Here is a 17,416-nt window from a genome sequence, read left to right on the forward strand (position 1 = left end):
GATATCGCGCGTGGATTCGCTATCATCGCCCGCATGAGCAAGCTCTACATGCTCGCCGGAGGCATCGTCGAAGCGGCGGGTGGCGGCGGGGGAGGCCGCGTCAGTGCCTTCGTGGCTTTCAATCCCAAGCCAGCGGTCAGCCGTTTGTTCAAGGTGCACGGCTTGGCGAGCGAGCCCACGGTGACGGAGTTGCCGTCGGCGACGACCGTGGACCTGCACGCGTTCCGTCGGGAACTCGAGGAAGAGCTCGCGCCCGCGCTCGCCGAGATCGCTGCCCGCGGGGGCAGTGGTGCCATCGCTGCCCCCAGGGCCGAGTGGATCGCGGATGTCGTTCGCGCGCACCTCGAGTCGACCGAGGGCGGACAGGTAAAGTGATGCTCGAACGCATCGCAGTTCATCAGACGCGGCTCAGGGTACCGGGCCTTGGTCTCGACTCGCGGGGTGTGGCGCTCGGAGCGCGTGGGCTCGTGCTCTTGCCGTCGCTCGATCGACTGATCGCGTTCTTGGCCGTGTACACCGAAGAGCAGTCCCTGGGAGCGCTGGGTGAATCCCTTCGGGTCGAGATTCTGAAGAGCAAGCTCGGTACTCGGGAGGTCGCGCTGTCGTTCGACGCCGGCGCCAGCGATCGCATGGATCGCGTCGCCGAGGTCGCGCGCCTGACCGGTGGTTTCACCTTCACCGGCACGAGTCGCCACTTCGTCCAGTACCGCGACGCGGCGGCGCCCTTCGGTTACGACGCCCAGGAGATCAGCAGCACGGACGCCGCGCTCGCGCTCTATCACACGACCTTCTCCCAGACCTACGCGGTCGAGCGTCAGGTGGCGCTCGCGGATCTGCTCCTCAAGCTCATGCCACACGCCGATCCGAAGGCGATTCTGCCGCATCAAGAGCTGTGGATCCTGGCTGAGCCCGGCCTGGGCCCGTCGCTGCTCGGCTACTTCACGCGCTCGAACGTGGGTGCGCGCGCGGGCGTGGCGGAGTGGCCACCGGAGTCGAGTCTCGACGCCGAGCCGCGACTCCGCTGGCTGTTCCACGTCACCGATCTGCCGCGCCGAATGTTGCCGCTCCTGTTGCGGACCCCAGGGCTCTCCGCGTTCGCGCCGGTTGCGCCGGGAGCGGCGGTGGAGCTCGCTTGGCGGCACCCCATTCAGCTCGAGGCGTGTCCGGTCTTCCACGAGCAGGGACTGGTGCTGTTCCGTGGCCAGGGTCTGCCGGCGCTCCAGCTGCCAACGCTGCCGGCGTTGGCCCAGGTGAGCTCGTTGTCCAGAACTCGCGTGAACGATCTGGTTGCGGAGACGGGCCGCGCGCTCAGCCAGGCGCCGAACGTCGGCGTTGCGCTCAAGCTCGCGACGGACTTCGCGCCGCCGACGACGGTGCGGGCCATCTTGGTGCCGACCGAAGAACTGCCGCTCTTGCGCCACCTCTCGTATGCACTCGGTGCCGAGATCATCCGGACCACCCGCATCGCCATCACGCAGTTCGGGGCGTTCGTGATGCGCGACGAGGGCGTGGAGGCGCTTCCGCTTGGGACGTTCTTTCGCCGCATTCACCCCAACATCTACGTGCCGTCGGGCTACGCCGTGGTGCCCCGAGTGCCGCCAGAGGTCGTGTTCCAGTCTCTCGGCGCGCCCGGCGATCGAGCGGTCTTCTTCTGGCCAGACGGCAGCGCCGCGGCGCTGCTCCTCACGGCCTTCGTCCCGCTCGAAACCGCGCTGGTCGAAGGGCATTCCTGGGCTCCGGTCGCGGTCACCGAGCTCGAAAACGTGTTCGCGGAGGAGGTCCCGACCGTCTGGCTCGACGCGCTCGGAATCAGTCCGCTGAGAGGGGTGGGTTCCGGGTGACGGGTCAACTCGTCGCCGAGCTGGCAGAGCGTGTCGTGCTCCCGCTGCTCGCCGGAGGAGCGCTACGGCCGCTTGCACCCATCGGCCACGAGCGTGCGCTGGAGGTGGCTCAGCACGCGGCGTTCGCCTCCAGCGTCCTCGATGAGGCGCGCGCGCGTCGAGTCAGATTACTCCGCCGTTTGTGTGCGCTCGACGTGTTCGCGGATCCCACACCCGGCGAGTGGTTGATGGTGTGTGCCTTGAACGATCTGCTGCAGGCCACGAACCCGACCTTGCTGGGGCCCTTCGGTGGTGATCGCCCGCACAAACTGCTCGAGATGGCCGGTGCCACGCTTTCCGTGGCGGGAGCGCCCGCGCACATCGGTGAGGCGCTCAGCCGGCACGCCACCTTCTCTCGCCTCCTCGAGGTCGTTCGCATCGACACCCACGTCAGCTTCTGGGTCGGGCGGCGGGTCTACAAGGGAATGAAACCGCCGCGGCGCATCACCCGCTGGCGCAACGTGCGGCGTGTCAGCGAGCGCGAAGAGCCGGTGCGGCTTCCGGAAATGGCCCCGGCGAACCCGGCGGCGACTCCCGAGTTCGAGGGCGTGTTCGGGAGCCTCCTGGCTCTGTCTCCGCTCACGGATCTGGCCAATGCCGGCCGTGACCTGCCGGAGTTCTCCTGGAGCGGCGCCGCGCTCTCGTTGGTCAAGACACGAGCGGGGCGGACTCTCGCGTTGCGCGTGATCGAGCGCGGGTCGTCCCCGAAGCGAGCGCTGACGGCGCTCGGAAGGATCCCGGAGCCGATTCGTCGCGGGGTGACACCGGACGCCGCCGAGGCTGCCACCAGCATCGCCGATCTGATCTCGGAGCTCGGTCGACGCAAACAGGCGGGACGGCCGTCGGACCGAGCGCCAGGCTGACCAAAGCCCGAGTCAGCGGCTGCGCGGAGGGCGTCGTGCGCGCATGCGCCGACGGGTGATCACCGGCAGCGGGGTGACACTCGGGGCGTGCGTCGTGACGGGTGAGAAGCCCGCAGCGGCGAGATCGTGCGCCGTCAGCACGGAGCCAGTCGCCGCCTGCACGGCGCGACCGAGCACGTCATCGAGCTCACTCTCGTTGTTCGGCCACTCGTGCTCCGAAAGCAGACGAAGCGCGGAAACATCGAGTCCCATCGGGCGGCCGTCCTTCTCGAGCCCGAACCGCGCGAGTGCCTCCAGGGCGAGGGCGCGCAGATCTTCCGCGCGGTCGGCGAGCGGAGGCAACACGACCTCGGCTCCCCCGAGGGCTCGGGCGAGGTTCTTGGTCAGGCGCTCGGCAGCCAGCTGCTCCGCCAGAGCTCCGCGTACGCTCGCGACCAGAGACCACGGAACGACTCCCGATGGCGGGGGCGCCTCTCGCTGTTTTGCCTTCGCGCGCGCGACGTGCTCCTGGATCTCCGGCGGCAGCGCCGGGGCGTCGAGCAACACGAGTGTGCCTCCGTCCGCCAGAGCGAGCGGTGACCGAGCTTCGTCCTGCCAGTGGGCAAGGTCGTGCTCTTTGCCGGATGTGCCGTCCACGATCACGAACGGTCCTCCGCGACGCGGGCTTGCCAGGTGGACGATGGCCGCCCAGCCGCTCGCATCCACTCCCGGCGGCGTGCGGAGCACGACCGGGGCGTTCAGTCGCGCGAGCCGTTCGAGCTCGTCGACCGTCATACGCGCGGACGCGCTGTAGAGCGCGCGCCTCGGGCGGCGGGCGGCGCGCTCCGCCAGGGCGACGTTGCGACCGGACTCGAGCCCGATGATCTGGCTCAAGCGCGCGGTCTCGCCATCCGCCCGGTCCGCGCGCGAAATCGCCATCAGCTCGCGCTCTCGTGAGCGCGCGAGCGCGGACGAGACCGCAATCAACGCGCTCAGTCTGTCGGTGAGTGAACGAATGGCGCGGGCCTCTTCCAAGCTCATGCTCGCTGTCCGAGCGCCGCGAGGCAGCAGCAGAAACCCCAAGGGACCGTCTTCGTCCAGCACGACCGTGGCGCTGAAAGCGCGGCGGCTGTTGAACCACGCGAGCAACGGTCGCACCTCCGGGCGACGCACTTCGAGCGCCGCGAGCACCTCGGGGCGCAGAGTGCGCTCCGGCTCCGCCAGCGCCAGCTCGTAGAGCCGGTCGGGGGCTCGGGTCTTTTCCACGTGCAAGTAGCCCGCCAGATCCACGCTCAGCACCTCTTCGGGATCACTGCGCCACAGCTCCGGCCGCGCGCCGGGGACCGCGGTCGCCTTCGAGAGGGCCATCAGTGCTGCGCGGACCGCCGCGTCCGGCTCCGGCTGCAGGGCGCCGCGGCTTGCAGCATCGATGGCGTCGAGCCAGCGCGACTGCTCCGGCGCGAGCGAGGACGCCACGCGGCGGGCGATCAAACCAATCAAGATCGAGAGCAACGACGCCGAGAGCACGACCAGCCCGGCGTGTGCCGGGGCGTTGCGCGCGACGAAGCCGGCGACCAAGAGCGTCGGGGCGCCCAAGATCGAGGTCGCCAGGATGCCGCGCAGTGTCCGGCTCACGCTGGTTGGTTCGCGCGTCGCTGCCGCCCAGGTGGCACCGAGCGCCGCAACCAGCACCGCCACTGGCAGCACGCGATCGGGGGCGGCGACGTCGAGCAGCGCTGCTGGCACCGCCACGAAGAGCGCGGTCAGTGCCAGGGCGAGGGCGCCGCTCGCGCGATCCACTGCGCCAAGCTCCAGGCGCCGCAGAATTCGTAGCCGCACGCTGGCCACGACGAACAAGAGCAAGCTTCCGGCAGAAGCACTGGTGGTTGCGTAGTCGATCGCCAGCGGATCGAGCCGGACCATTTGCTCTGGCAAGATCGCGCGGGTCGCCGGCGCGGCGACCGCGATGGCCCAGAGGAAGGCCGCGAACAATGCGGCATCCAGCGAGCGGGTCGCGCGCGGCGCAGTCATCAGGCCGCCGAGCGACGCAATCCGGCTGAGGCCCACGAGCGCCGCGACCGTCGCCGTGCCCACACCCACGTTCGCGACCGCGTCCAGACCCGCGCGACCTGCGCTGCCCGTGCGCGCAGCGATCCAGAGCGCCGCGCCCCAGGCCACGGCTCGCACCACCCGGCGTGCGGCGAGCTCGGTGTGGTCCTCGCCGCTGCGCGGTGTCTCGGTGCGGCGCCACACGACCGCGAGGGTTGCAACCAGAACCAGGAGTGCCACCCAAGGCGTGGCGCCACCTCGGGTCGACATTGCCCCGAAGCACACGTACGCCACGGCGGCGGCGGGCAGAACGAAGCTCTTCAACGAGAGTCCCAAGGCATTGTCCGGTGCGACGAACCCGGAGAGGTTCTGCCGGGTAAAGGGCGAGAAAATCGGTCTCGAGGGGGGTCACCCGGCCGACCCGGGGACAGGATCCCTCCGAAACCGCGGCTCCGGCTACTTTTTAGGCTCCGCCGGCGGTGCGGCCTCGGCCTCGGCGAGCTTCACGAAGCGCTGCTCGGGGCCCGACGGTGTGTACATCTGGATCACCAGCAGCCCGCTGCTTCCACTGGGGACGAAGCCGTGCTTTTCGCCAGGCGCGATGTCGAAGACGACCCCGGGCTCGACCGCGTGGTCCTTGCCCGCGAGCTGCATCGTGCCCGCACCAGCGAGCACCGCGAGGTGCTCCCAGGTCGGGTGGTCGTGCAGCTTGATCTCGGCGGTCTTGGAGCTCGAGAGCACTGCCCAGCTCCCCGGGATCGGGGGCTCTCCACCAAAGGCGATGCGCGCGTGGATCGAGCCGTGGGCAAAACTCAGGTCCTTCGCCGCGCCGAGGGCGACCTGTGCCAGCGGTGCCGGCCGCTTGCGCCAGCGAACCTCGAAGGCCTTCTTCTCCAGCCGCTCGAGGGCGGTGGCCAGGGTGCCGTTTTTTGCCGCCACTCCCAAGACGAGCTTGGCGCCCTCCTTGCCGGCCTTGATACTGATGCCGAGACCCGGAGCACGCAGCGCTCCCCAGGTCTCGAGCTTGACCGCTCCGCCGTCGTCCCCGCTGCCCAGCGCATCTCCGGCGAGTGCAACCGCAAACAGCTCGAGCTCGTGGTCCCGCGGAAGGGTCACGATGCTGCCCGGTCCGAGCTCTTCCAGCCACATCGTTCCCGGAGAGTCCTGCCCGCCCGTCGCCGTCTTGGCGAACGCGGGGTCCGGCAACACCTTCGTGAGCTTGCACTGTTTGTCCTTGCACGCGTGTGTTCGCGCGAGCGCCGCCGGAGGCGCGGCAGGCAACGAGCCGTCGATGACAACAGCGGGGGCTGGCTCCGCCTGTGTCGGCGTGGATTGCTCGGCCGGTTCGTCGCTCTCTTCGGGTAGCGGGATGAACGGCAGCCCGTCCCGCGGTCCGGGTGGCGGCCAGACCGACACCGGAGCGGTCGGTGAGCAGGCAATCAGGGTGAGGCCAGCGGAAATCAGCAACAGAGCGCGCAACATCGCGCCAGCGTGGCGCGCTTGGCCCGGGCGGGCAAGAGCCGGCTCCGCCGCCATCCGTCGTCGTTCCGTCGACGGCGGACACGCCGGAGCCCACGATTGAGCGTTGCAGGCGCGTCCGCCAAAGGGGACACTGCTCAGACGATTCGTACCGCGCTCGGCTCGCCCGGAGGGGGAGCCCAGGTAGCTCATGAAAAAAAACTACGTCCTCGACACGAACGTCCTTCTGCACGACCCGTACGCAATCTTCAAGTTCGAGGACAACGACCTGATTCTCCCGATTTACGTGCTGGAGGAGATCGATCAGTTCAAGCGCGACAACGCCGAGCGCGGCCGCAACGCGCGCACCGTTTCCCGGCTGCTCGACGCGCAGCGTGAGAAATACGGAAGCCTCTCGGAAGGGGTGAAGACCGGCGAGGGCGGTACCCTCCGCGTGTACGTTCCGAGTTCGCGTCCCGAGGTGAAGATCGCACTTCGACCCTCGTCTGGCGACCACGCGATCTTGCAGTGTGCGGTCGAGCTCAGGGAGCAATACCCCGACCGTCCGACCATCTTCGTGACCATGGACGTGAACCTGCGGATCCGCGCCGACGCGTTCGGTTTGCGCACCGAGGCCTACGAGAACCAATCCGTCGACGTCGAGCACCTGGACGACGGCGTAGTCGAGCTGCCGATCACGGCGGCGGAGATGGACCGCTTCTTCGAGTCGGGCGTGCTCGCGGCGAACGGCCAGGCAAACCTGTACGCGAACGTTTGTATCTTGCTGCGCGACGACAGCCCGCGGCAACGCACGGGGCTCGCCCGCTACCAGGCCGAAAAGGGTGAAATTCGGGCGCTCCGCACGCCGCGCGAGGGGCTGATGGGGATCCGCCCGCGCAACAAGGAGCAGAGCTTCGCCCTCGACCTGTTGCTCGATGACTCCATCCGCTTGGTCACCATGGTGGGCAAGGCCGGCACGGGAAAGACGCTGCTGGCCCTCGCGGCGGGACTTCGGCGCTGCGTCGACGATGGGGCCTACGCACGGCTGTTGGTCAGCCGCCCCGTGATGCCCATGGGGCGTGATCTCGGATTTCTGCCCGGCGACATCGAAGAGAAGCTGAACCCCTGGATGCAGCCCATCTTCGACAACCTCGAGTTTCTGCTGGTCGCAGGGGGCGGCAAACGTCGCGGCATGCGCGGGTTCGAAGAGTTGATGGACTCGGGGCAGCTGCAGGTCGAACCGCTGACCTACATTCGCGGGCGCAGCCTACCGCAGCAGTACGTGATCGTGGACGAGGCCCAGAACCTGACGCCTCACGAGGTCAAGACGGTGATCACGCGCTGCGGCGAGGGCACCAAGATTGTGCTGACGGGCGACCCGTATCAGATCGACAATCCCTACGTCGACAGCGCCACCAATGGCCTGAGTGTCGCCGTCGATCGTCTGCGTGGTGAGAACATCACCGGGCACATGCTGCTCTCGAAGGGCGAACGGAGCGAGCTGGCAAACATCGCAGCGAACAAGCTATGAACGTCCGCCGCCGGGATCTCGAGCGGGGGCTCTTCATGGCCGAGCGCAGTATTGCGCTCGTCGAGCGCTGCCGCCCGCTCAACGCGGTCAGAGAGCAGCGGCGGGTCGTCGACGCGCTGCTCAGCGGCCGCGAAGAAATGCCCCGCTTCGACTACGCACCCTCCGGGGGTTTGAACATGGTGCGCGCGGCGCTCGATCAGGTCGCGCTGCGCGCGGAGACCGCCTGCGGCTGGGGGCAGCTGTACGCAGACCGAGCCCGGGAGCTGGCACTCGAGGCAGAGCTCGCCGAGCAGGTCGGATTGCCCGGATTTGCGGCCGCCGCGGCGGTGCGCTTTCCGGTGGCTCAGGGTGCTGACGGTCGGGTCGCGCTTGGTTGGGCGCACGCCTGGGTGCACGAGCCGGATGGTCCCGAGGATCCAGACTCCGCCGTCGAGAGCAGCGACACGGCGCACCCCAATAGCCTGATCTCGGCGCTCACCCGCGCGGTCGGCGAGCAGCGTTTGCCGTTCCGAGTCGTGGTCCACGCCGATCTGATCTCGGCCGCAGCGACCGGGGATGGCGTCATCGTGGTGCGGTCCGGAGCCCGTCTCCGGCGGGCCGAGGTGGAGCGCATCGTACGTCACGAAATCGAGGGGCACGCGCTGCCCCGCGCTCGGGCCAAGCTGGAGAGCTCCGGGCTCTTTGCGCTCGGGACCGCCGGCGGGACGGACGACGAAGAGGGAAGGGCGCTGCTCATCGAGCAGCGCGCCGGGGTCTCGAGCGCGGCACGACGGGCAGAGCTCGCGCGCCGGCACCTGGGGGCGCTAGCGGTTCGCAGGGGCGCCGACTGGATGGAGACACTGCGCCTCTTGCGCGGGCTCGGCGCGAGCGTCGAGCAGGCCGTTGCCATCGCGACGCGAGTTCAGCGTGGCGGCGGCCTGGCTCGGGAGATCGTCTACCTGACCGCGCTCGCCCGGGTGACACGCGTGTTCGCGGCCGACCGCCACGCCGAGCGGTGGCTGGAGCGAGGGCGTGTTGCCGTCGACGCGATCCCGACTCTGCGGCTTCTGGGTGAGCCTCCGGATCTGGTCAACGCGCGCGCGGCGTAGTGCCGACCGGCCGAGCGGCGTCGAACCAATCCGCGCGCCCTCAGCGCTTGATCACGCCGCAGCCGATTCTGCCGCCGGCGTTGCCCGTGGGTTGCCCGCCATCGTCCTTCTTCTCGTGGATGATGATGGCCCGATCCAGGAACGAGTTCGGGTCGCCTGCCTTCAGGTTTGCGCCGGCGATGGTGATCTCGTGTTTGCCCTCGCCGCTCGCCGCGATCTCGAGGTTGCCCAGATCTCCGAGATGACGCTCGGCGCCCGGCGGCATTCCGTGTTTGTGCCCGGCGGGGTTGAAGTGGTCGCCCGCGCTCTTGCCGTCCTTGGAGCTACAGTCGCCCTTCTCGTGGACGTGCGCGCCGTGTGACCCCGGCTTGATTCCGCTGACCGTGAGGCTGACCTTCACACCCTCGGCTGTCTCTGCGAGAGTTGCCTTGCCAACCAGCTTGCTGCCGCTCTTCGCCTCGAGCGTGACCTCGACGGGTTCGGCTGCTGGCTCCTTCTTTACCTCTGGTTCCGGGCTCGGCTCGGGTTTTGCGGCCGGCTCTTCAGCGACCGGGGCGGGCGTCGGGGCCTCGGGCTTCGGTGTTTCGCCGCCGCAGGCGGTGATCGAGAGCGAGAGGGTGAGCGCCGAGATGATGCGTTTCATTCAGGTTGTCTCCGTGGCTGGCAGTCGACGGTATCTAGGTGCTCCGGCCCTCGAGAGCAATCCCCGCCCTGCCAGCGTCACTCCAGGTCGACGACCACAGGGACGTGATCCGACGGTTTGTCCTTGAGCCGCTCGTCGGCGTCGATCTCGGCGTTGCGGCAACGATCCGCCAGATCCTGGCTCAAGAGCACCAGATCGATGCGCAGCCCTTCGTTCTTCTGCAGGCCGCCGCCCCGGTAGTCCCACCAGGAATAGCGCCCACCCTCGCTGTGGTGCAGGCGATAGGCGTCGACCAGCCCCATGTCCTTCAAGCGCCCGAGCGCGCGATGCTCGTCCGGGTGAAAATGGAGTTGCCCGCGCATCTTGTCGGGGGAGTGGACGTCGCGTTCGTCCGGCGCGACGTTGAAGTCCCCGCACAAAGCCACGGATTTTCCGTCCGGAGCCTGGGCCCTCAGGGTCTCTTCGAGTTGCACAAAGAAGCGGAGTTTCTCGGCGAAGCTGGGGTTGTCCACCGACTTCCCATTGGGAATGTAGGCGGAGAGCACCCGCACCCCGCCGATGGTCGCGGCAATCAGGCGCTTGTCGGCGTTTGGCTTCGCGTCTTTCAGGCCGATGGTCACGTCCCGGACCGGGAGGCGCGAGACGATCGCCACGCCGTTGTAGGTCTTCTGACCCGCCATCAACACGGCGTACCCGAGCCGTTGCAGCTCTTCCGTCGGGAAGTCGTCGTCGACGACCTTCGTCTCCTGCATGCACAGGACGTCCGGCTCCCTCCGCGTGACCCAATCCACGACGCGCTCGACGCGTGCGCGGATCGAGTTCACGTTCCAAGTGGCAATGCGCATGTCGGCTCAGGCGTAGAGCCCGCGCAGCTCGGAGGCCCTGGCGACGCGCTGGATCGACACGATGAACGCGGCGGTCCGCATCGGCACGTCGTGCTCGAGCGAGGTCTTGAGCACCGCTTCGAAGGCCGTGTTCATCATGTGCTCCAGATCCTCGAGCACGCGCTGGTAGCGCCAGTAGTAGCCCATGCGATTTTGCACCCACTCCAGGTACGAAACGCCCACACCTCCGGCGTTGCACAGAATGTCCGGGATCACGAACACTCTCTTCTTCTCCAGGATGTCGTCGGCTTCCGGCGTGCAAGGTCCGTTGGCGCACTCGGCGACGAGCTTGGCCTTGATGCGCCCGGCGTTCTTGGCGGTGATCTGGTTCTCGAGCGCCGCGGGGATCAGGATGTCCACGGGGAGCTCGATGAGTTTCATGGGGTCGGCCAGCTTCGTGATGCCCTTGAGTTTGTCGAAGCCGGCGAGTGTCCTGTGTTTCTCGACGTGTTTGATGGCGACGTCGGGGTCGAGGCCGTCCTTGCAGACGAAGGCGCCGGCCACGTCGGAGATGGCGACGATCTTGCAGCCCTGATCCCGAAGCAGCTTCGCCGCGAAGGAGCCGGCGTTGCCGTAACCCTGAATGGCGACGCTCGCGCCGCTCAGGCTGAAGCCCAGGTGGGTTGCCGCGCGCCGCACACAGAACACCATGCCCTGCGCGGTGGCGGAGTTACGCCCGAGCGAGCCACCGAGCTCGATGGGTTTGCCGGTGACCACCGCGGGCAGGTAGTCGCCCCCGTGGTGCATCGAGTAGGTGTCCATGAACCAGGCCATGATCTGCGGGTTGGTGTTGACGTCGGGGGCGGGCACGTCGCGATCCGGGCCGAACATCTCGATCATTTCGGCGAAGTAGCGGCGCGACAGCCGCTCCAGCTCGCCCACGCTGAGCTTCGTCGGGTCGACGATGACGCCGCCCTTGCCGCCACCCATCGGGATGCCGATGACGGCGCACTTGAAGGTCATCCAGAAAGCCAGCGCCTTGACCTCGTCGAGCGAGACGTCGGGATGGAAGCGCACGCCGCCCTTGGCCGGACCGCGCGCGATGTTGTGCTGCACGCGGTAGCCCTTGAACGCGGTGATCGAGCCGTCGTCCATGCGGACCGGCAACTTGACCTCGACGATGCGTCGCGGCTCGCGGATGACGGCGACTTGGTCCGCGGTCAGCTTGATGATCTTCGCCGCTCGATTGAACTGAACGAGGGCGTTGTCGAAGGCTGATGCAGGACCGGTGATGAACGTCGCCTTCGGCGCTGCTGGCGCCGGGCGTTTTTTGCTCGAGACCCGTTTGGTGGCCACTTTGATGAGCTCCTCGGAAGGTCGCGTGTTGAGCGACGCCCGCACGTAGCACGGCTGCTGACAGTTCGGAATTTTCCTATGATCCGCAAGGCGTGGGGGGGCACGCTCTTCATCCGAGTTCGTGTTACGCAGATGGTGGGACGGTGTAGGCTCGACTGGCTCTGGGTACTGGCGGCGCTCGTGTTTCTGGCCTGCGGTGGGGAGGGCAGCGGGGAGCCCGGCTCTTCCGGCGACGCTGGCGTCGATGGCGGAGGCAAGAAATGCGTGGTCAGCTCCGACTGTGATGACGGCAACGCTTGCACCCTCGAGTCCTGCGACTCCGGCAAGTGCACTGTGGCCATTGCGCCGGACGGGGACGCCAAGGAGCAGGAGGCGGGCGATTGCGCCAAGACCGTCTGCAAGAGCGGGGTCCCCGGCAAAGTCGTCGACAACGGCGACGTGCCGGACGACGACGAGCAATGCACCCTGGACTCCTGCGAAGCCGGCGTCCCGTTCAACAAGCCAAAGCTGGAAAACACACCCTGCAAAATCGGCAGCGGGATAGGCCAGTGCAAGTCTGGAAAGTGTCTGATTCTCTGCACTGCGGCCACTGCGTCCAAGCAGTGCGACGACCAGAATGGATGCACGGATGACGCCTGCGTGCCGTGTAACCTTCCAGAGTGCAGCGGGCAGGGTGTTTGCAAGAACCAGGGCCTGAGCGGCATCCCCACACCCGGTGCCTCCCAGAAGACCGGCGACTGCCGCGAGCGACAGTGTGTCGAGGGCAAGGACACGGACGCCATCGACAACTTCGACATCCCGGTCGACGGTCTCGAGTGCCGTTGGAACCTGTAGCCCCATCGCCAACGGAACCGATCCGGCGGACGAGTGCCCCGGACAGAAGACCTGCAACGGCGCGGGCGGCTGCACCTGAAGGATTCGACTTGCTGACCGCGCGCCGGCGCGCGGGCCCGGTGGGGCGAGGTAGTGACGTCAACCCCGTTGTCAGACGGAGCGCTGCGCGCTACGAGTGAGTGCCGCGCCCAAGTTGGCCCTGGCGCGCTCGATTTCCCGGTGCCCGTGCTCCCTCCCGCTTTCTGCCCGCGTTGGTCCTTCGTGGCGGCGCTCGTGCTCTTTGCGTCGCCGGCCGTCGCGCGCATCCAGGACGAGGGCCAAGGCGGTAGCGGCGCCGTTCCGCGCGGCGGCTCGGGCGCCGTCGTGAAGCCGCCGCCGCCGGACGAGCAGCCGAAGAAACCCGTCATCGTTCTGCCCAAGTTGGTCCACTTCGAGAGCGCGCCCTATCCCGAGGAAGCTCAGAAGGCAGGACTCCAGGGAGACGTCGTGCTGAAGCTGAGCATCGATGCCGAGGGCACCGTCACCCAAGCCGACGTCGAGACGCCCGCCGGCCATGGTTTCGACGAGGCGGCGCAGGCCGCGGCGCTGAAGTTCAAGTTCGAGCCGGCGACCCGCGACGGCAAGCCCCTCCCGTCGAAGATCCTCTACAAGTATTCCTTCACCCTGAAAGAGGTCGCGCCGCCTCCCGGCGAGAGACCCGTCGACCGGACCCCAAAGACCGGGAACCTGGGTGGCAGTCTGCGCATCGCGGGCACCAACGTGCCGCTGGCCGGCGCCCAGGTGCGGGTCACGTTTCCGGACGGCCAGACGCGGAACTTCACCACCAGCGCCGACGGCAAGTGGGGCATCGAGAACCTGCCGCCCGGAAAATACAAAGTTGCGCTGAACGCCGATGGGTTTCGCGGGCAAGAGAGCGACGAAGACGTCGTCGCCGGCGAGGCCGCCGAGATCGTCTATCGATTGGCCCCGGAGAGCGAAGGTTTCGAGGTCACGGTCCAGGGTGAACGCCCGCCGCGTGAGGTCACGCGCCGTACCCTCGAGCGACGGGAGATTTCTCGCATCCCGGGCACCAGCGGTGACGCGCTCCGCTCGATCCAGAACCTGCCGGGTGTCGCCCGACCGCCGGGCCTGGCCGGGCTTTTGATCGTGCGCGGCTCCGCGCCGCAGGACACCAACACCTTCGTCGACGGCACGATCGTCCCGCTCATCTACCACTTCGGCGGACTCTCGAGCGTGATCCCCACGGAGCTGCTCGACCGAATCGATTTCTATCCGGGTAACTTCAGCGCGCGGTACGGCCGCGTGATGGGTGGCATCGTCGATGTGGGGTTGCGCTCCCCGGACACCCGATGTGACGGCCCGTATGGGAAAAAAACCGAGAAGACCGGCTGTTATCACGGACTCGCGCAGGTCGATCTGATCGACGCGCGCGTCCTGGTGCAGGGTCCTCTCGGCCCCGTCAAGGGCTGGACCTTCGCGGCTGGCGCGCGCCGCAGCTGGGTCGACGTCTGGATCAAGCCCGTGCTCGAAGAGTCCGGTGCTGGTGTGACGACGGCGCCGGTGTACTGGGACTACCAGGTCATCGCCGAAACCAAGCCGTCCAAGAACGACAAACTCAGCCTGCGGGCCTTCGGCTCCGACGACCGGCTGGAGATCCTGATCCGCGACCCACTCGCCGCCGATCCCATCGTTGGCGGCAACATCACGCTTCAGACTGGCTCACACCGGGCCCAGATGCTCTACACCGGTGAGCTATCGCGTGATGTGGACGTCACCAGCATGCTGTCCGCGGGGCGCAACCTGATCCGGTTTGCGCTCGGCAACATCAAGTTCGACCTCGACACCTATCCGATTGCCGCGCGCACCGAGTTCGGTTTCAAGGCGGCGCGGGGTTTCAAGCTGTACGCCGGCTACGACTTCCTGATCGTTCCCTACGACGTCAGGGTGCGGGCGCCTCAGCCGCCGCGGGAGGGGGAGCCGGATCCGGGGCCGTTCGCCACCCGTCCCATCGTCGAGACCGCGCAGTCCGAGACTGCCTTCCGCCCGGCTTGGTACCTGGAGGGTGAGTGGACTCCAGCACGCCGCCTTCGCGTCGTGCCCGGCCTGCGTGTCGACTACGCGCGCGACTCGGGCCACGCCGATTTCGACCCGCGGATCAACGCCCGCTACGATCTGGTGCCGTCGGTGGACTCGACGGAGGACGAGGCCATCGGCCGCAAGAACCTGCGCACGACCCTCAAGGGCGGCGTCGGTGTGTACTCCCAGGCTCCACAATTTCAGGAGACGGATCCGGTCTTCGGCACACCGAACCTGCGCTCCAATCGCTCCATCCACTACTCATTGGGTGTCGAGCAGGAGCTGTCGCGGCACATCGAGCTCTCGGTCGAAGGGTTCTACAAGGACCTGACCGATCTCGTCAGCCGCTCTGCCAACACGACCGGTGCGTTCAGTTATGGCAATGAAGGCGAAGGCTCGGTGGTCGGCCTCGAGACGTTGCTCAAGTACAAACCCGACTCGCGGTTCTTCGGCTGGATCGCCTACACACTCTCACGCTCCGTGCGCAAGAACAGCCCCGACGACAACGAATACCTGTACGAGTTCGACCAGACTCACAACCTGATCGCCCTCGGCAGCTACCGGCTCGGCAGAGGCTGGGAGTTCGGTGCGCGGTTCCGGCTGGTCTCCGGTCCGCTGACGACGCCGGTCAGGCAGCCGCCGTCGTTGCCGGCGCTCTACGCCGCCGACTCCGGTTCCTACGCACAGCTCAGCGGCGAGCCGAGCAGCCGGCGTTTGCCGCTGTTTCACCAGCTCGACCTACGGGTCGACAAGGCCTGGCAGTTCCAGGTCTGGCGCCTGAGCGCCTACCTGGACATTCTGAACGTCTACAACAATCAGGCGGTCGAGGGCCTCGGCTACAACTACAATTACACCCAAGAGAGCTACCAGACCGGACTGCCCATCATTCCCAGCCTGGGCTTGAGAGGTGAGTTTTGAACGCGCGCAAGCTATCGTTTGCGATCTCGGTGGGCGTGCTCAGCCTGGGCTGCACGGCCGACTTCGATCCCCCCCACGAGCTCAAGACTCTGCGTGTGCTGGCTGTGCAGAAGAGTGCGCCCTACGCCAAGCCGGGCGAGACGGTCGACCTGTCGATGCTCTGGTACGACGGTTCCAAGAAGGCGCCGAGGCCCGTCCAGGTGGGGTGGTTCGCGGGCTGCTTCAATCCGCTCGGGGATCTGTACGCGGGGTGTTTCGCCGACCTCGCGAAGGGAGGACCCACCGGCCCGGGCGGTTTGCCGCCGGGGATCCAGTTCGGCACCGGAGACACCTTCAGCTTCGACATGCCCAGCGACGTGATCTCGAGCCGGCCCCCGCCGGTGGATCCCAAACAACCGGCGTACGGGCTCGCGGTGGTGTTCTTCGCGGCGTGCGCGGGCAAGCTCGGGCCGCCGCCCGAAGGCGAGGCGGCGGGCTTCCCCGTTGCGTGTTACGGACCCGGCGACGAGCGACTGGGTGCGGACGATTTCGTCGCCGGGTACTCCACGATCTACTCCTTCGAGAACTACCGCAACCAGAACGCCATCATCACGGGGTTCCAGGTCGCGGGCGTCGATGCGAGCGCGAACTGCGTCGATGCGGCCTGCCTCGGCGCGCCGCCGCCGGCCACGCTGGACTGCAACACCGCGCCGTGTGTGCAAGCGTGCGCTGATGACGGTGACAAGGAGTGTCCCGAGATTTCAGTCAAACCTTTGATCGATCCCGCGAGCGCCGAGCTGGACCAGGTGTCTGCGGATGCCTACGGCAAAAAATACGAAGAGCAGATGTGGATCCGCTACTACGTCTCGCGGGGCGGCGTGAAGAGCGACGTGCGGCTCTTGAACGATGCACAAAAGGGCTGGAGCTCGGATCACGGCACCAAGCTGTTTGCCCCGAAAAAGCCGGGCCCGATGAGTCTCTGGGCGGTGGTGCACGACAACCGGGGTGGCTCGGCGTGGGTGCGCCAGGACATATTGGTGCAATGAGAAGGACGCCAGCCCTGCTCCTCGCGCTCTCGCTCCTGGCCTGCGAAACCACCAAGGCGCCGCCCGCCGATTCAGTCCCTGCTGCGTCGGAAAAGCCTCGAGTCCCGAGCGTCAGCCAGGCCGACCAGCGCAAGCTGAAGCGCGACAAGTCGGAGCAGGTCTTGCCGAACGTCGGCTCACCGACGGACGGGCGAGAGACCGAAGCCGGGCTGGGTTTTCGCGCGGAGGCCGCCAAGGGCTGCAGTGATCGAAAATGCGTCGGCGACAACTGCTCGAAGCTGTGCGCGAAGTGGATGAAGGACGGCGCGCCGCCTTCCACCGCCGCCGACATGCTCAACAAACTCTACCTCAGCTGCCTGGGTTCCTGTTTGCGGGAGGACGACGAGTGAGTGACATGACCCTCGACACCCTGAACGAGGCCCTGACGCCGGTCCTCGAGCTCGTGACGCAGATCGATCCGGCCGACCCGGAGGCTCGCGCTCGGCTCGAACGCGAGCTGCCCCTCGACGGGCCCACCCTCACGCGGCTGCGCGAGGTCGTCCGCACGGGTGTGCGTGAGCGCTGGCTTGCCGAGCGCGAGGGCGGTGGCATCCGCTATAGCCGAGTCAAGAAGGCGACGGGTCCGAGCGAGTGGTCGATCGATTGTGTGAACATGGATCGACCAGGTCCGGGGCACAGCCACCCGAACGGCGAGATCGACCTGTGTTTCGCCGTCAGCGGTGAGCCCCAGTTCGATTCACACCCCGCAGGCTGGACGGTCTATCCGCCGGGCAGCTGGCATGTGCCCAGCGTGAGCGGTGGCGAGATGGACATCCTGTACTTCTTGCCGGGCGGCGCGATCCGTTTCGAGCCGAAACCAGGCTGAGCGCCTGCGCTGCTCGCCGGTGCCGCC

The 17,416-nt window shown here is 67.5% G+C and carries 15 protein-coding genes; 10 read left to right on the forward strand and 5 right to left on the reverse strand.

Annotated elements, in window-relative coordinates; translation table 11 throughout:
- The first annotated feature begins 33 nt into the window (after positions 1-33).
- From IPI67_09235 to IPI67_09245, 3 genes are read left to right on the forward strand one after another with little or no spacing between them, the layout of a single operon-like run.
- A complete protein-coding gene (locus IPI67_09235; GenBank protein ID MBK7580373.1) occupies positions 34-375 on the forward strand; it encodes a hypothetical protein in 342 nt (113 codons plus the stop codon).
- Positions 375-1,841 (forward strand): hypothetical protein, encoded by a 1,467-nt coding sequence (locus IPI67_09240; GenBank protein ID MBK7580374.1) that lies wholly within the window; start codon positions 375-377, stop codon positions 1,839-1,841. The genes IPI67_09235 and IPI67_09240 overlap by 1 nt, the downstream gene beginning before the upstream one ends.
- Positions 1,838-2,743, forward strand: coding sequence for a hypothetical protein (locus IPI67_09245; protein ID MBK7580375.1), 906 nt, complete (start codon positions 1,838-1,840; stop codon positions 2,741-2,743). Before IPI67_09240 ends, IPI67_09245 begins: the two co-directional genes overlap by 4 nt.
- Positions 2,744-2,755: 12 nt before the next feature.
- Here IPI67_09245 and IPI67_09250 read toward each other — a convergent pair whose 3' ends face one another.
- Together IPI67_09250 and IPI67_09255 are read right to left on the reverse strand one after the other, a co-directional pair.
- Positions 2,756-5,107 carry a hypothetical protein gene (locus IPI67_09250; GenBank protein ID MBK7580376.1) on the reverse strand — a complete coding sequence of 784 codons (2,352 nt, stop codon included), beginning with the start codon at positions 5,105-5,107 and terminating at the stop codon, positions 2,756-2,758.
- A 120-nt stretch (positions 5,108-5,227) separates the two neighbouring features.
- Positions 5,228-6,253 carry an AraC family ligand binding domain-containing protein gene (locus IPI67_09255; protein MBK7580377.1) on the reverse strand — a complete coding sequence of 342 codons (1,026 nt, stop codon included), beginning with the start codon at positions 6,251-6,253 and terminating at the stop codon, positions 5,228-5,230.
- Positions 6,254-6,440: 187 nt separating this feature from the next.
- On the opposite strand from IPI67_09255, the gene IPI67_09260 reads away from it, so the two are divergent.
- Entirely contained in the window at positions 6,441-7,760 is a 1,320-nt protein-coding gene (locus tag IPI67_09260; GenBank protein ID MBK7580378.1) for a PhoH family protein, read from the forward strand.
- A complete protein-coding gene (locus tag IPI67_09265; GenBank protein MBK7580379.1) occupies positions 7,757-8,848 on the forward strand; it encodes a DUF1704 domain-containing protein in 1,092 nt (363 codons plus the stop codon). The genes IPI67_09260 and IPI67_09265 overlap by 4 nt, the downstream gene beginning before the upstream one ends.
- 40 nt (positions 8,849-8,888) lie before the next feature.
- Here the strand turns inward: IPI67_09265 and IPI67_09270 are convergent, their stop codons facing one another.
- The 3 genes from IPI67_09270 to IPI67_09280 all read right to left on the reverse strand — a co-directional run bounded on the left by IPI67_09270 (position 8,889) and on the right by IPI67_09280 (position 11,671).
- Entirely contained in the window at positions 8,889-9,491 is a 603-nt protein-coding gene (locus tag IPI67_09270) for a superoxide dismutase family protein (protein MBK7580380.1), read from the reverse strand.
- Positions 9,492-9,568: 77 nt separating this feature from the next.
- Positions 9,569-10,336 carry an exodeoxyribonuclease III gene (gene xth / locus IPI67_09275; protein MBK7580381.1) on the reverse strand — a complete coding sequence of 256 codons (768 nt, stop codon included), beginning with the start codon at positions 10,334-10,336 and terminating at the stop codon, positions 9,569-9,571.
- A gap of 6 nt (positions 10,337-10,342) precedes the next feature.
- Complete coding sequence (locus IPI67_09280) at positions 10,343-11,671, reverse strand: Glu/Leu/Phe/Val dehydrogenase (protein ID MBK7580382.1); 1,329 nt, start codon at positions 11,669-11,671, stop codon at positions 10,343-10,345.
- A 132-nt stretch (positions 11,672-11,803) separates the two neighbouring features.
- Between IPI67_09280 and IPI67_09285 the strand changes: the two genes are divergently transcribed.
- From IPI67_09285 to IPI67_09305, 5 genes are all read left to right on the forward strand, one after another.
- Positions 11,804-12,505 (forward strand): hypothetical protein, encoded by a 702-nt coding sequence (locus tag IPI67_09285; GenBank protein ID MBK7580383.1) that lies wholly within the window; start codon positions 11,804-11,806, stop codon positions 12,503-12,505.
- A gap of 225 nt (positions 12,506-12,730) precedes the next feature.
- Positions 12,731-15,499: a TonB-dependent receptor gene (locus IPI67_09290; GenBank protein MBK7580384.1), complete on the forward strand. Its 2,769-nt coding sequence runs from the start codon at positions 12,731-12,733 to the stop codon at positions 15,497-15,499.
- A complete protein-coding gene (locus IPI67_09295; GenBank protein ID MBK7580385.1) occupies positions 15,496-16,524 on the forward strand; it encodes a hypothetical protein in 1,029 nt (342 codons plus the stop codon). Before IPI67_09290 ends, IPI67_09295 begins: the two co-directional genes overlap by 4 nt.
- Positions 16,521-16,913 (forward strand): hypothetical protein, encoded by a 393-nt coding sequence (locus IPI67_09300; GenBank protein ID MBK7580386.1) that lies wholly within the window; start codon positions 16,521-16,523, stop codon positions 16,911-16,913. The genes IPI67_09295 and IPI67_09300 overlap by 4 nt, the downstream gene beginning before the upstream one ends.
- Positions 16,910-17,389, forward strand: a complete 480-nt coding sequence (locus IPI67_09305; protein ID MBK7580387.1) for a DUF4863 family protein — start codon at positions 16,910-16,912, stop codon at positions 17,387-17,389. Before IPI67_09300 ends, IPI67_09305 begins: the two co-directional genes overlap by 4 nt.
- Positions 17,390-17,416 lie beyond the last annotated feature (27 nt).

It is taken from the genome of Myxococcales bacterium (genome assembly GCA_016706225.1).
GTDB lineage: Bacteria > Myxococcota_A > Polyangia > Polyangiales > Polyangiaceae > JADJKB01.